The sequence below is a fragment of the Salinarimonas sp. NSM genome (assembly GCF_052380005.1).
Classification (GTDB): Bacteria; Pseudomonadota; Alphaproteobacteria; order Rhizobiales; family Beijerinckiaceae; genus Salinarimonas.
The window spans coordinates 22,837-38,284 of record NZ_JBQTCJ010000018.1; the positions used below are offsets into that span (position 1 = coordinate 22,837).

Annotated in this window: 6 protein-coding genes; 5 read left to right on the top strand and 1 reads right to left on the bottom strand. The window is 72.6% G+C overall.

Annotated features, from left to right (window positions below; all coding sequences use genetic code 11):
• Positions 1 to 163 precede the first annotated feature (163 nt).
• The 5 genes from ACTZWW_RS09110 (at position 164) to ACTZWW_RS09130 (ending at position 14,458) form a co-directional block, all read left to right on the top strand.
• Positions 164 to 8,332, top strand: coding sequence for a DUF4347 domain-containing protein (locus ACTZWW_RS09110; RefSeq protein ID WP_444780633.1), 8,169 nt, complete (start codon positions 164 to 166; stop codon positions 8,330 to 8,332).
• A gap of 96 nt (positions 8,333 to 8,428) precedes the next feature.
• Complete coding sequence (locus ACTZWW_RS09115) at positions 8,429 to 10,048, top strand: TolC family protein (RefSeq protein ID WP_444780634.1); 1,620 nt, start codon at positions 8,429 to 8,431, stop codon at positions 10,046 to 10,048.
• 26 nt (positions 10,049 to 10,074) lie between these two features.
• The gene (locus tag ACTZWW_RS09120) at positions 10,075 to 10,938 is read left to right on the top strand and encodes an efflux RND transporter periplasmic adaptor subunit (protein WP_444780635.1); all 864 of its coding nucleotides are present in this window, start codon (positions 10,075 to 10,077) and stop codon (positions 10,936 to 10,938) included.
• On the top strand, positions 10,935 to 12,293 hold the full coding sequence (locus ACTZWW_RS09125; protein ID WP_444780636.1) for an efflux RND transporter periplasmic adaptor subunit: 1,359 nt from the start codon (positions 10,935 to 10,937) through the stop codon (positions 12,291 to 12,293). Before ACTZWW_RS09120 ends, ACTZWW_RS09125 begins: the two co-directional genes overlap by 4 nt.
• A gap of 95 nt (positions 12,294 to 12,388) precedes the next feature.
• Positions 12,389 to 14,458, top strand: coding sequence for an HlyD family efflux transporter periplasmic adaptor subunit (locus ACTZWW_RS09130; protein ID WP_444780637.1), 2,070 nt, complete (start codon positions 12,389 to 12,391; stop codon positions 14,456 to 14,458).
• Between the two features lie 13 nt (positions 14,459 to 14,471).
• Here ACTZWW_RS09130 and ACTZWW_RS09135 read toward each other — a convergent pair whose 3' ends face one another.
• The gene (locus ACTZWW_RS09135) at positions 14,472 to 15,431 is read right to left on the bottom strand and encodes a threonine/serine dehydratase (RefSeq protein ID WP_444780638.1); all 960 of its coding nucleotides are present in this window, start codon (positions 15,429 to 15,431) and stop codon (positions 14,472 to 14,474) included.
• Positions 15,432 to 15,448: the final 17 nt, after the last annotated feature.

The following is a 15,448-nucleotide window of genomic DNA, read 5'->3' on the forward strand; positions in this document are numbered from 1 at the left end:
GTTGTTAACCATATGCGGGGCGCCGCGCGGGATTGCGTGGCCCTTTAGGCGCCTCGGTTAAGATCTCTTCAGTTTGCCAGCGGCTGTTGCGGTGGGGCCACTTTGCAAGACGGCGGTTTCGGAGCAATGTCGCCTGTCGCAGCCCGACGACGGAGAATCGGCCATGGCCTGGAAGCATCGCGATCCGTGGACCCGCGCGCCCCTGACGCTGGCGCTGGAGCCGCGCATCATGTTCGATGCCGCGGGCGCTGCGACCTATGCGGACGCGGTGGACGGCGACACGCCCGACACCGTCCGGACCGAGAGCCACGCCGCTCCCCCGGTCAAGATCGTCTTCGTCGATGGGGCCGTGGAGGACCACGAAACCCTCCTGCAGGACGTGGATCCCGGCGCGGAGATCGTGATCCTGGACCCGGCCCGCGACGGCGTGGAGCAGATGGCGGACGCGTTGCGCGGTCGCACGGGACTCGCCGAGGTCCACGTCGTGAGCCACGGCTGGGACGGACAGGTTCGTCTCGGGACGGCGCTCCTGTACGAAGGGTCGCTGGATCGCTATGCCGCCGAGCTGGCCGTCATCGGCGCTGCGCTCGGCGAGGGCGGGGACATCGTCTTCTGGGGCTGCGACGTCGCCAAGGGCGAGTACGGGACGCAATTCGTCGATCGCCTGGCAACCTTGACCGGGGCCGACATCGCGGCGTCCACGAACGACACCGGATCGACGGCCTCGTCCGACTGGACTCTCGAATACCGCACCGGTGGCATCGAGGCGTCGGACGCCGTCGCGCTGTTCGGGGAAGGTGCGCTCGCGGCGTTCGGCGGCGAGCTCGCGACGTTCACGGTGACGAACAACGCCGACAGCGGCGCCGGCAGCTTCCGCCAGGCCATCCTCGACGCGAACGCGAACGGCGCCGGCAGCGACACGATCGTGTTCAACGGCGACTACACGATCGAGCTCGAGGACTTCATCGAGATCACGAGCGCCGTGGATATCCAGGGCGACCGGAACAACGATGGTATTGCCGATATCACGCTGGTCGACACCAATTCGAACGCCGACGGCGCGCTCGATTTCAACATCGACGCCGTCCCGAATGCGACCGTCAACATAACCGGCCTACGCTTCCAGGGGATCACGAGCACGCTCGACGGCGCGGCGATCGCACTCGGCCGCAGCACCGCGGTGCTCACCGTGAACGTCACGGCGTCGGAATTCCGAAATGTCGTTTCCACCAACGCGGGCGGCGCCACGGGAGGTGCGATCGCCGTCGGCAGCGGTAACACCATCAACGTCGACAGGTCGATCTTTCAGGGTAACCAGCAGAGCGGCGGGGCCGCGGCGATCGGAATGAACCAGAACGCGACGATCGTCGTGACGAACTCGCTCTTCTACGACCACAGTGTCGGAGCGCAGATCATCGAAGGTTTCGGCGCCTCCGCATCCATCACGTTACGAAACGTCACTTTCGCGGACAACTCGATCACGAACGTCACCGCGTCGAGCGGAACCGTCTACAACGCCTACAACTCGATTCTGCAACAGGCGGCCGCTGGCGGTAGCAACAATCTGCTCGTGGGAAGCGTGACCTTCACCAATCAAGCGGGCGACGACTACACCCTCGCTGCGGCAGAGACGGATGCCATCGATCAGGGTAGCAACGCGCAGGCGAGCGGTACGCTGGACTTGGCCGGCAACGCGCGCATTTTCAACGGCACGGTCGACATCGGCGCCTATGAATTCCGCGTCCTGAACCAAGCTCCCGTGCTGGACCTGGACAACGTTTCCGGCGGGACGGGCTACGCAACGAGCTTCGTCGAAGGCACCCATCAGGGAACCGGCCCGACGGACGGCGTGCCGATCGCGAACAACCCGAACATCACCGACGACGAAGGCGATCCGATCACGCAGATCGTGGTCAACCTGACGAACGGCCAGGGCGACGCGGGCGAGCGGATCTTCCTGTCCGGCACGTTCGCGAACGTGAGCTTCACGCTCAACAGCGCGACGCAGATCACCATCACCAACGCGGGCGGCGCGACCAACGATCAGATGGAGGCCGCGCTCGCCGCGGTGCGCTACCAGAACAATTCCGACGCCCCGAACACGACCGCGCGCACGATCAACGTGCAGGTGTCGGACGCGACCGGCTCGTCGACGTCGACGACGACGGTGTCGATCACGCCGTCGAACGACGCGCCCGTCCTCACGGCCACCGGCGGCACCCCCACCTTCACCGAGGGCGACGCCGCCCCGGGCGCGGACCTGTTCTCGGGCGTCACGATCTCGACCGTCGAGGCCGGGCAGACCATCACCGGCCTCACCCTCACGATCACCAACGTCACCGACGGCGCGAGCGAGATCCTGCGCATCGACGGCAGCGACGTGGCGCTGACGAACGGCAACTCGGTGCTCACCGCGACCAACGGCCTGACCGTGACCGTGAGCGTGACGGGCTCGACGGCGACCGTCTCGTTCGCCGGCGCCGGGCTGACGACCGCGGCCGCGCAGACGCTGGTCGACGGCCTCGCCTACCGCAACACGAGCGAAAACCCGACCGCGGCCGGTCGCGTCGCCACGATCACGCAGATCCGCGACAGCGGCGGCACGGCGAGCGGTGGCGTCGACACGGCCGCGCTCTCCGTCGCCGCGACTGTGACGGTGGTCGGGGTGAACGACGCGCCGACCGCGACGGGGATCCCGGCGAGCGTGAGCTTCGTCGAGGACACGCCGGCGGCGCTCGACCTCTCCGCCATCACGTTCGGCGACGTCGATTCGGGCGGCGGATCCGTGACGCTGACCATCGCCGCGAGCGCCGGCACGCTCGCCGCGGCGAACGGGGGCGGCGTCGTCATCGGCGGCTCCGGCACCGGCACGCTCACCCTGTCCGGCACGGCGTCGGCGATCGACGCGTACCTGAACGACACGAGCGCAATCACCTACACCCCGGCCTTGAACGCCAACGGCGCGCCCGCGGCGACGCTCACCCTCACCGCCAACGACGGCGGCAATACCGGCACGGGCGGCGGGACCGACATCGCGCTCGGCACGGTGAACGTGAACATCAGCGCGGTGAACGACGACCCGACGGGCTCTGGTGTGCCGGCGCTCGTGACGTTCACGGAGGACACGCCGGGCTTCCTCGACCTCACGGGCGTCACAATCGGAGACGTCGACAGCGGCGGGGCCGCCATCACTGTCACGATCTCGGTTACGAGCGGCACGCTGTCGGTCCCGGGGTTCCCGGCGGTGCCGGGAACGGGGACCGGCAGCCTCACGCTGACCGGCGACGTAGCGAGCGTGCAGGGGAACCTCGCGACCCCGAACTTCTTCCTCTACACGCCGGCAGCGAACGTCGCGGGGACCAACGCGGCCACCCTCACGCTGACGATCCGCGACAACGGCAACACCGGCCTCGGCGGCGGCGGCACGATCACCATCGGCACCGGCCAGATCGACATCACGCCCGTCAACGACGCGCCGACCCTCACGGGCGGCGGCACGCTGGCGGCCGTGAACGAGGATACGACGAACCCGCCGGGCGCGGCGCTGAACACGCTCGGCATCACCGCCGGGGACGTGGACGGGACGGTGGTCGGCTATGCGATCGTCGGCAACACGGCGAACGCCGTGACGCAGGGCGTGTGGCAATACTCCACCAACGGGGGTACCGACTGGTTTGCGGTGGGCGCGGTCGCCGACGACACGACGGCGCTCGCGCTCGGTCCCACGACGCTGGTGCGCTTCGTGCCCGTGGCGAACTACGCCGGCTCGCCCCCCGCGCTGACGATCCGCGCGATCGATTCGACCTATGGCGGCGGCTTCTCGACGACGGCGGGCGCGGAGACCCGCGTCTCCGTCGACACGACCACGAACGGCGGCGCGACGGCGATCTCCGCCGCGACCGCGACGATCGCAACAACGATCACCGCGTTGAACGACGACCCGACGGGCTCTGGCGTGCCGGCGCTCGTGACGTTCACCGAGGACACGCCGGGCTTCCTCGACCTCACGGGCGTCACTATCGGCGACGCCGACAGCGGCGGGTCCGCCATCACCGTCACGATCTCGGTGACGAGCGGCACGCTCTCGGTGCCCGGGTTCCCGGCGGTGCCGGGAACGGGGACCGGCAGCCTCACGCTGACCGGCGACGTAGCGAGCGTGCAGGGGAACCTCGCGACCCCGAACTTCTTCCTCTACACGCCGGCAGCGAACGTCGCGGGGACCAACGCGGCCACCCTCACGCTGACGATCCGCGACAACGGCAACACCGGCCTCGGCGGCGGCGGCACGATCACCATCGGCACCGGCCAGATCGACATCACCCCGGTCAACGACGCGCCCAGCGTGACGACCAGCGGCGGCAGCGCGGCCTATACGGAGAACGCGGCGGGCGTGCCGGTCGATCCCGGGCTGACGGTCGCGGACATCGACAGCACGACGTTCGCCTCCGCGACCGTCTCGATCACCGGCAACTTCCAGATCGGGCAGGACGTGCTGGCCTTCGTCAACGACGGCGCGACGATGGGCAACATCACCGCCTCGTGGAACCCTGCGACCGGGGAGCTGACGCTGACCTCGGCGGGCGCGACCGCGACCCTGGCCCAGTGGACGGCGGCGCTCCGGGCGGTGACCTACGCCAACGGCTCGGAGGACCCCTCGACGGCGGCTCGCACGGTGAGCTTCGTCGTGAACGACGGCGCCGCCGCGAGCACCGCGGCGACCCGCGGCGTCACGGTCACCGCCGAGAACGATTCGCCGACGGCGAGCCCCGCCTTCGGCTTCGTCAACACCGGCGCCTCGACCGAGACCGGCGGGATCGTGACGATCACCAACGCCATGCTGAACGAGGGCGACCCGGACGACAGCGGGGCGGGGGTGACCTTTGCGGTCACGACCGCCCCGACGAACGGCACGCTGTTCCGCGACGCGAATGCGAACGGCATCGTCGACGGCGGCGAGGCGCTGGGGCTGAACGCCACGTTCACCCAGGCGGACATCGATAACGCGCTCGTCAAGTATCTCCACGGCGGCGGGGGCGGCTCCTCGGATTCCTTCGGCTTCAGCGTGGCCGACGGCGGCGAGAACGGCTCCACCCCGCTGACCGGGCAGACCTTCTCGATCACCATCGCCGCGCGCCCGGTGGTGACGATCGGCGGCGGGACGCCGGCGCACGCGGAGGACGGCACGGCGGCGATCGTCGCGCCGAACCTGACCCTGCTCGATGCCGACAGCACGAACCTCACGGGCGCGACCATCACCATCACCGATTTCGTGGCCGGCGACGTGCTGAGCTTCACGAACCAGAACGGGATCACCGGCACGTACAACGGCGCGGGCGTGCTGACGCTCACCGGCACGGCGACGCTGGCGAACTACGAGGCGGCGCTGCGCTCGATCGCCTATTCCACGACGAGCCAGAACCCTGCGACGGGCGCGGGCAACGCCGACCGCGTGATCTCCTTCACCGTCACCGACGGCGCGCTGAACAGCACCGCGCAGTCGCAGACGGTCGGCGTCACGAACGCCAACGACGCGCCGACCCTCGACGCGACAGCCTCGCCGGCCCTCACGGGCATCGCCGAGGATCTCGGCGCGCCGACGAACGGCTCGACGGCGAACTCCACGCTCGTCTCCACGCTCCTCGGCGGCATGACCGACGTCGACACCGGCGCCGTTCAGGGCCTCGCCGTGACGGCCGTGAGCGCGCAGATCACGCTGTGGTACTCGCTCGACGGCGGCACGACCTGGACGCAGGTCCCAGCGGTCACCGCCGGCACCGCGCTGCTGCTCCAGTCCGACGCGCGGCTCTACGTCCAGCCGGCGGCGAACTTCGCCGGCACGATCACCGACGCGCTGACCTTCCGCGCCTGGGACCGCACCAGCGGCGCGAACGGCGGCACGGCGGACACGACGACGAACGGCCTCGGCACCGCGTTCTCCACCGCCTCCGACACCGTCGCCGTCACCGTGAGCAACGTCAACGACGCGCCCGTGCTGGCCGCGGGGGCCGGCACCACCACCTTCTCCGGCGGCGGGGGGTCTCCCAAGACGCCCGTGGCCGTGGCACCGGCCCTGGTGCTCAACGACGCCGACGTCGGCGAGACCTTCGCGACCGCACTCGTGCAGATCACCGGCAACTACGTGAACGGGCAGGATATCCTCGCCTTCACGGCGAACGCGGCCACGTTCGGCAACATCACCGGCAGCTTCGACGCGGGAACCGGCACGCTGACGCTGACCAGCGCCGGCGGGGCCGCCACGCTGGCGCAGATGGAGGCGGCCCTGCGCGCCGTCACCTACGCGAATACGTCCGACACGCCGAACATGGCCGATCGCACCATGAGCATCCGGGTGAACGACGGCGACGCGAACAGCAACGTCGTCACGCGCACGGTCGCGATCGAGACGATCAACGATCCTCCGACGGTCACCGCGCCGGCCGCCATCGCCGTGACGGAGGACGTGGCGACGGCGCTCACGGGCATCTCCTTCGCCGACCCCGACGCGGCCGGCGCCCCCGTCACCGTCACGCTCTCCGCGCCGGCCGGCACGTTCCTCGCCGTCGGCTCCGGCGGGGTCGCCGTGCTCAACGCCGGCACCGGGACGCTGACGCTCACCGGGTCTATCGCGAACATCAACCTCTTCATCGCCAACAGCCTCGTGTCCTATACGACGGCGGCGAACGCGCAGGGCGCCGTCGCCCTGACCGTGGCCATCGACGACGGCGGCAACAGCGGCTCGGGCGGCTCGCTGACAGCCCAGGCGAGCGTCACCTTGAACATCACCGCCGTCAACGACGCGCCGACCGCGGGAGGCTTCGTCGCCGGGCAGGCCGTGCTCGACACGGGGACGATCTCGCCCTTCTCCGGTGCGACTTTGGCCGACCCGGACACGGGCCAGCCGCTCACCGTCACCGTGACCCTCGATGACGCCGCGAAGGGCGCCTTCACCGCGGCATCGCTCGCTTCGACAGGCTTCACCGCTGCGGGTGGGGGCGTCTACACCCTCACCGCCGCGGACGCGGCGGCCGCCCAGGCGGCGCTGCGGGGGCTCGCCTACGCGCCCGCGGCGAATCGGGTGCCGGTCGGGGCGAACGAGGTCACGGCCTTCACCGTCTCGGTCTCGGACGGCGTCGCCGCAGCCGTGGTCGACACGACGACGACCGTGGTCGCGACGTCCGTCAACGACGCGCCGGCGGTCGTCGGCAGCGTCCCGGCCCAGGTCGGCACGCCGACCGAGCCGTTCGGCTTCCAGCTCCCGGCGAACCTCTTCGCGGACGCGGACATCGGCGACGCGGTGACCGTCACGGTGGAGGGCCTGCCTCCCGGCCTCGCCTTCGATCCGGCGACCGGCACGATATCCGGCACGCCGACGACGCAGAGCGAGACCAGCTTCACGATCGTGGGCACCGACCGGCAGGGCGCGCGCACGACGATCGTCGTGCCGCTCTCCATCGGCGTGCCGCCGGTGGTGACGGAGCCGCCGGTGGTCGCGCCGGCGCCGGAGCCGGTCCTGCCGCCGCCACCGGTCCCGCTGCCGCCGCCGGCGGCACCGACGCCCTCGGTGCCGCCGGCGGCGTTGCCGGCCGAGGATTTCGGCGGCGTCGGCTCGGGCCTCCCGCCGGTCGGGCCGCCTTCGGACCCGATCGTCCTGCCGCCCGGGCTGCCCGAGCCGGTGGCGCCGCGGCCGAGCTTCTTCCTCGCGCCGTCGGACGGCGGGCCGGGCTACTCGCCGGGCTTCGCCATCCGCGCCGAGCCGAGCGCCGGCTCGTTCGTCGCCCGTTCCGGCGCGGGCCCGATCAGCTTCACCCTGCCGCCGGCCACCTTCGTGGTGGAGAACGGCGGCGTGCAGGTGCTCGTCGGCGCGACGCTGGCGGACGGTTCGCCGCTGCCGGTCTGGGTCGAGTTCGACCCGGCGACCGGCACCTTCACCATCGACGCGCCCCCCGGCTTCACCGGCGAGCTCGACGTCGTGATCACCGCGACGCTGCCCACGGGCGAGGCCGCCGCGACCACGATCGAGATCGCCGTCGAGGCCGCCGAGGAGGCGCCTCCAGCGGGGCAGACGCCCACCGGGGACGGAGAGCCGCCCGCGCCGCAGCGGGAGGGGGCGCTCGAGGTCGCGCCCGCGGTCGTGACCGCCGCAGTCGAGGTGCCGGGCACCCAGCCCCTCGTCGGCAAGCCGGCCTTCAGCGAGGTGGTGAAAGCGGCCAGCCGTGGCGCCTGGGCAACACAAGGGGAGCATTTTCTGGACACCTTGATTGCGATCTTGCCTGCCGGGCAGCCTTCAGGCGACATGGCGGAAGATTCGCGCAACGGCAGGGAAGCAGCCTGAGTCGGCTCTACCGGGCGGGTCGCGTAGCGTCTGCCGGCAGTGCCGAAGTGAAGGGGAGCGGCCCGGACGGGGCCGCCCAGGGGGAAACGCGCGCACATGGTCACCTCCCATTCGTCCCGCGCCATGCCGAGTTCGCGCCGTGCCTGCGCGCTCGGTGCGGTCGGCGCATTCGCGCTGTTCCTGGGCGGCTGCGCGATGACGCCCAACCCGCTCTCGCTCGAGGAGCAGATCGTGCAGGCGGCGCAGGACCGCGCCGTCATGTACGCCTCGCAGCAGCCGATCTCCGGCCCGGTGACGCTCGAGGAGGCGCTCGCCCGCGCCATCAAGTACAACCTCGACCACCGCGTCGCGCTGATGCAGCGGGCACTCGAAGACAGGGCGCTCGACGTCGCCACGGTCGACCTCCTGCCGGAGGTCGTCGGCCGCGCCGGCTACCGCACGCGCGACAACGTCCAGGCATCCTCCTCCCGGTCGATCCTCTCCGGCCGGGAGTCGCTCGAGCCGTCCACGAGCACCGAGGAGGTGCTGCGCACGGCCGACCTGCAGGCTTCCTTCAGCACGCTCGACTTCGGGCTGAGCTACTACGGCGCCAAGGCGCAGGCGAACCGCCTCCTCGCCGCCGAGCAGCAGCGCCGGCGCATCGTCATCGACATCGCCGACCAGGTTCGCGCCGCCTACTGGGAGGCCGTGACCGCCGAGCAGCTCCAGCCGCGCGTGGCGCAGGCCCTCGCGGAGGCGCGCCAGGCGCTGTCCTTCGCTCGCCAGGCGGAGGACGAACGCCTGCTCCCGCCGCTCGAGACGCTCCAGTTCCAGCGCGCGCTGCTCGAGATCGTCCAGCAGCTCGAGGTGGTCGAAAGCGAGCTCGCGATCGCCAAGGCGCAGCTCGCCGGCCTGATGAACCTCCAGCCCGGTACCCGCTTCACGCTGGCTCCGCCGCGTCGTGCGCGCCCGGCGCGCCTGCCCTACCGGCTCGACGACCTCGAGGCGGTGGCGATGGTCCAGCGCCCGGAGATCCAGGAGGAGCTCTACGTCGCGCGCAACGTCGTGCTGGAGACGCGCTCGGAGATCCTGCGGCTGCTTCCGGGCCTGTCGCTGTTCGGCGGCGTGAACTACGATTCGAACGACTTCCTGGTCAACAATTCCTGGGCCGACGCCGGGGTTTCCGTGACCTGGAACCTGCTGCGGCTCGTCGCCGTGCCGTCCATCCTCGCCGAGGGCGAGGCGCGCCAGGAGCTCGCCGAGACGCGCCGGCTGGCGCTGCGCATGGCGATCCTCACGCAGGTCAACCTCGCCTACCGCCGCTACCAACGTGCGCACCGGCTCTACGATCGCTCGGCCTCGATCGAGCGCGTCGAGCAGCGCATCGCCCAGGCGACGCGCGCCGCCGAGGAGGAGGATGCCTCCAACCTGCTCGAGCGCGTGCGCGCCCAGGCCGCGTCCGTGCTCGCCACCCGCTCCCGCAACCGTGCCTTCGCGGAGGTTCAGAACGCGCTCGGATCGGTGTATGCTGCCGCTGGCCTCGACCCGCTCCCCACGACGGTGGAGGACGGCGACCTCGAGACGCTCGCCGCGGCCATCGCCGCGATGGCGGCGCGCATCGACGCCGGGCGGATCGAGCTGCCGACCGTGCCTCCGGCGCAGCCCGTGCCGGTGGCGGCGAACGTGCCGGCCGCTGTCTACGCGGCCATTCCCCCGGCGCGCCCCGCCGCGGAGTGAGAGGGGGAGGCATCGAGGAGGCTCGCATGCGCGTCATCCGCAGTCCGTTCGCCTCGCGCGCGCTCGCGGCGGCACTCGGCCTCCTCGCCGCCGGCTTTCTCGTCGTCCCGGGCTCCCGCGTCGTCGGTCCGGCCGCCGCGCAGGATCTCTACGCGCCGCCGCCGCTGGTCGCGCCGGACGGCGCGGCAGGCGGCGAGCCGGGCGGCTGGAGCGCGACCGGCGTCGAGACCGAGATCCGCGCGCAGATCTCGCCGCGACGCCACACGGTCCTCTCCACCGAGATCCCGGGCAAGATCGTCACGCTGGGCCTGCGCGAGGGGGAGCGTTTCGCGCAGGGCGATCTCCTCGCCGCCATAGACTGCGCCGCGCACGAGGCGCGGCGCGATCGCGCCGCGGCACAGGAGGAGGCCGCCCGCCGGCGTCTCGAGACCGCCGGGCGGCTCGACCGGCTCTCCTCGATCAGCCGGCTCGAGGTCGACGAGGCCCGCTCCGCCCTCGTCGCAGCTCAGGCCGAGACGGCGCTGGCGCAGGTCTTCGTCGACCGCTGCGTGATCCGTGCGCCCTTCGACGGGCGTGTCGTCGAGCGGCGCGCCCAGGAGCATCAATACGTCGGCGAAGGCGCCGAGCTCCTCGCCATCCTGGACGACACGGCGCTCGAGGCGGAGATGCTCGTCCCCTCGCGCTGGCTGCGCTGGCTCGCGCCGGGCCAGAGCTTTGCGCTCGTGGTCGACGAGCTCGGCCTGACGATCGAGGCCGAGATCGCCCGCATCGGCGCGCGGGTCGATCCGGTCAGCCAGTCGGTCAAGGTCTTCGGCCGCATTCCCCAGGGCACGCCCGGCCTCGTCGCCGGCATGAGCGGCGTCGCCCGCCTCGCACCGCCCGACGGATGAACCACCCGCCCGATCGCCGCCTCGTCGCGCTCTCGGCGCTGCTGGAGGTCGAGAAGCGCGCCCGCGCCGCCACGAGCGCGGAGGCGCTCGGCTTCGTACTCGTCAACGACACGCATCTCGTCGTGCCCTACCGGCAGGCGGCGCTTCTGCGCGCCGACACAGGCCGGATCGAAGCGCTGTCGGGCCTCGCCACGCCCGATCCGGACGCGCCCTTCACACGGCGCCTCGCCGGCCTGCTGAAGCGCATCGCCGCCCGCACGGACGCCGCCGCGGGACCGCGCGCGGTCGACCTGCCGTCGCTGCCGGAGGAGGCGGGCGACAAGCCGGATACGGAGACGATCGGCTTCCTCGGCGCGCATCTTCCCGCCCGGCTCGCACTCGTCCCCCTCGTGCGCTGCGGCGAGGTCCGGGCGCTGCTGCTGCTGGCGCGCGAGGAGCCCTTCGGGCCGGCGGAGCTCCAGGTTCTCGGCCACCTCGCCGATGCTTACGCCCATGCCTGGACGGCGCTCGTCGGCGCGCGCGGCCGGCGCGGGCGCCTGCGCCGCCGCGGCCTCGTCGCCGCGGCGGCCGCCCTCGCCGCGTTCGTGATCCTGGCGCTGCCCGTGCGCCAGTCGGTGCTCGCGCCGGCGGAGGTCGTGGCCGAGGACGCCGCCCTCGTCACCGCCCCCGTCGACGGCGTCGTCGAGACCGTTCACGTCGAGCCGAACGCGGCCGTCGCCGCCGGGGACCTCCTCGTCACGCTCGACGGGCGCGAGCTCGCGGCACGGCTCGAGATCGCCCGCCAGGCGCTCGCCGTCGCCGAGGCGGAGCTGCGGCAGGCGCGCCAGCAGGCGGTGTTCGACGACCGCTCGCGGGCGCGCATCGCCATCCTCGAAGGACGCCGCGAGCAGAATGCCGCCGAGGTCGCCTTCGTCGAGGAGACGCTCGCGCGCATCCGCATATCGGCCCCGCGTGGCGGCATCGCGGTCTTCGACGACGCCTCCGACTGGGAGGGTCGGCCGGTGGCGCTCGGCGAGCGCATCATGCAGGTGGCGGACCCCGGCATGCGGGCGCTCGAGATCCACCTCGCGGTGGCCGACGCGATCGTGCTCGAGCCGGGCGCCGAGGTGCGCTTCTTCCTCAACATCGACCCCGCGGACCCGGTCACGGCCACGCTCCTGCGCGCCGGCTACCGGGCGACGCCCACGCCCGACGGCGTCATGGCCTACCGCCTGCGCGCGGGCTTCGACGCCCACGACCCGCGCCTGCGGATCGGGCTGCGCGGCACGGCCAAGCTCTACGGCGAGCGCACGATCCTCGCCCTCTACCTGCTGCGCCGGCCGATCGCCGCCGCGCGGCTGTGGCTCGGGCTGTGAGCGGAACGTTCGCCATCGGCGGCGCGCCACGTTCGGGGGGATCCGCCCGAGCTCCGGCGCCAGGTCCGGCGCTCCCGCCGCTGCGCGAGGAGATCGTGCTCCACGAGGGACCGCCCGGCGGCGACGGCGCGCCGACCTGGACGCTGGAGGACCCCGCCCGCGCGCGCTACTTCCGAATCGGCTGGGCCGAGGTCGAGATGCTCGCGCGCTGGGAGGCGGGCGACCCGGCTGCGATCGCCGCGGCCGTCTCGCAGGCGACGACGCTCGCGCTCGCGCCCGCCGACGTCGAGGCCTTCGCGCGCTTCCTCGTCTCGGCCAACCTCGTCCAGGTGCGCGGGCCGGACGCCAACGCGCGGCTCGTCGAGCAGAAGCGTGCGGGCCGGATGGGCCCGCTGACGGCGGCCCTGAAGAACTACCTCTTCATCCGCATCCCGCTCGTGCGGCCGGACGCCTTCCTCGGCGCCACGCTGCCGCTCGCACGGCCGTTCTTCGGCGCGGTGTTTCGCTGGCTCAGCATCGCCGCCGGCGTGCTCGGCGTGGCGCTGGCCCTGCGGCAGTGGGACGCCTTCCTCACCACCTTCGTCTACCTGTTCTCCTGGCAGGGCGCGCTCGCGGTGGGCCTCGCGCTGGTGGCTGCGAAGCTGCTGCACGAGCTCGGCCACGCCTACGCCGCCAAGCGCGAGGGGCTGCCCGTGCCGACCATGGGCGTCGCGCTCATGGTGCTCTACCCCGTCCTCTACACGGACACGACCGCGGGCTGGCGGCTGACGGACCGGCGCGCGCGCCTGCGCATCGGCTATGCCGGCATGGCGATCGAGCTCGCGCTCGCCTCCTGGATGACGCTCGCCTGGAGCTTCCTGCCGGACGGGCCGGTGCGCTCCGCCGCCTTCGTGCTCGCCACCACGACCTGGATCATGACGCTGGCCGTCAACCTCAACCCCTTCATGCGCTTCGACGGGTACTTCCTCCTGTCGGACCTGATCGACGCGCCGAACCTCCAGGACCGCGCCTTCCGCCACGCCCGCTGGCGCCTGCGCGAGGCGCTGTTCGGCTTCGGCGAGCCGCCGCCGGAGCCGCTCTCGCGCAGGCGCGGGCGGCTCTTCGTCGCCTATGCGATCGGCACCTGGCTGTACCGCTTCTTCCTGTTCCTCGGCATCGCGCTCCTCGTCTACCACCTCTTCTTCAAGCTGCTCGGCATCCTGCTGATGGTGGTCGAGCTCGCCTGGTTCATCGGCCGCCCCATCGCGCTCGAGATCGCGGAATGGGCCAAGCGCCGGGAGGCCTACCGGCTCAACCGGCACACCGTGGCGACGGGGCTCGCGGCCGCGGGGCTCGTCGTGTTGGCGATCGTGCCGTGGTCGAGCGCGGTCAACGCGCCCGCCCTCTTCGAGGCCGAGGAGCGGGTGCAGGTGCACGCGCCCGTCGGCGCGCGGCTCGAGGTCGCCGCCGCGGCGCACGGAGCGCGGGTCGCCGCGGGCGATCCGCTGTTCGGCTTCGTCTCGCCGGACATGGACTACCGCCTCGCCGAGGTCGAGCGCCGCATCGCGGTGCTGCGCTGGCGCGCCTCGGTCGAGATCGGGGCCGGCGTGGAGGGCGCGAGCCGGGACGTGATCTTCTCCGAGCTCGAGGGTGCGGTCGCCGAGCGCGCGGCGCTGCGGCGCCTGGCCGAGCGCCTCTCGGTGACGGCGCCGATCGACGGGCGGGTCGTCGAGCTCGCCGAGGACGCGCGTCCGGGGACCTGGATGCCGGAGGGCGCCTGGCTCGCCACCATTGCGGCGCCGGGTACGGGCGAAGTCGCGGCCTATGTGCGCGAGGCCGATCTCGCGCGCATCGCGCCCGGCGCCCAGGCGACGTTCCACGCCGACGCGCCGGGCCGCGCGCCCGTGCCGCTCGTCGTCGCGCGCATCTCCGAGACGGCGACGCGCCGCCTCGACGCCACGCCCGAGCTCGCCTCGGACCACGGCGGCGGCATCGCCGCGAACCTGCGCGACGGCGCGCTCGTGCCCCACGAGGCGGTCTATCGCGTCGTCCTGCGGCCCGTGGAGAGCGGCGCGCCGGAGATGGCGCTGCGCGGCACGGTGCGCCTCGACGGCGAGGCGGAGAGCTTCGTCGCGCGCGCCTGGCGGGCGGCGGTGGCGGTGGTGGTGCGCGAGAGCGGGTTCTGAGGTCCCGCTCCGCTCACCCGAGCGCGTCGAGCGCCGCGAGATCGACGTTCGCGCCGCACAGGAGCACGCCCACCCGCTCCCCCCGCGTCGCGCGGTAGGCGCCCGACGTCAGCGCCGCCAGCGCCGCGGCGCCACCCGGCTCGGTGGCGATGCGGAAGTCGCGCCACAGCATCCGCTGGGCGTCGACGATCGCGTCGTCCGCGACGAGCGCCACGTGGTCGACGGTCGCGAGCGCGATCTCCGTGACGAGCCGCCCGGCGGCGCGGGCGCCGAGCGAATCGGCGGCGACCGAGTTCACCTCGACGTCGATGGGCTCGCCCGCCGCGAGCGCCGCGAACAGCGCGCACGAGCCCGTCGGCTCGACGCCCACCACCTTCACGCGCCCGCCGAGCCAGGCACCGATGCCGGCGACGAGCCCGCCGCCGCCGACCGCGACGAGCACGGTGTCGAGGCCGCCCGCGGCGTCCTCCTCCCATTCGAGCGCGACCGTGCCCTGGCCGGCGATGGTCGCCTGCGCATCGTAGGCGTGGACCGAGAGCGCGCCGGTCGCGGCGATGTGCATGCCGCAGGCGAACAGGGCGTCGGCGTAGCGCGGCCCGCCGATCCGCACGTCCGCGCCCATGCGGCGGATGACGTCCACCTTGGCGCGCGGCGAGATCTCCGGCACGAAGATCGTGGCGCGGTGGCCGAGCTCGCGGGCGGCGTAGGCGACGGCGGCGCCGTGGTTGCCGCCGGACGCGGCGGCGACGCCCGCCTCGGGGACCGTCTCGCCCAGGAGGTTGTTGAAGGCGCCGCGCGCCTTGAACGAGCCGGCGTGCTGGAGGAACTCGAGCTTGAGGGAGACGAGGCCTTCGTGCCCGAAGGCGTTCTCCAGCCGCCAGGTCGGCGTGCGCCGGACGTGGGGCGCGATGCGCCGGTGGGCGTCCTGGATGTCCCGGGGCGTGACGGGAAGCGGGCTCGCGGGGGCGGTCATCGGTCTCTCCCTTGTCT

What these genes read in the sequence shown, in the direction of transcription:
- ACTZWW_RS09110 (WP_444780633.1), top strand. Translation starts at nt 164, where the DNA reads ATGGCCTGGAAGCATCGCGATCCGTGGACCCGCGCGCCCCTGACGCTG.
- ACTZWW_RS09115 (WP_444780634.1), top strand. Translation starts at nt 8,429, where the DNA reads ATGGTCACCTCCCATTCGTCCCGCGCCATGCCGAGTTCGCGCCGTGCC.
- ACTZWW_RS09120 (WP_444780635.1), top strand. Translation starts at nt 10,075, where the DNA reads ATGCGCGTCATCCGCAGTCCGTTCGCCTCGCGCGCGCTCGCGGCGGCA.
- ACTZWW_RS09125 (WP_444780636.1), top strand. Translation starts at nt 10,935, where the DNA reads ATGAACCACCCGCCCGATCGCCGCCTCGTCGCGCTCTCGGCGCTGCTG.
- ACTZWW_RS09135 (WP_444780638.1), bottom strand. Translation starts at nt 15,431, where the DNA reads ATGACCGCCCCCGCGAGCCCGCTTCCCGTCACGCCCCGGGACATCCAG.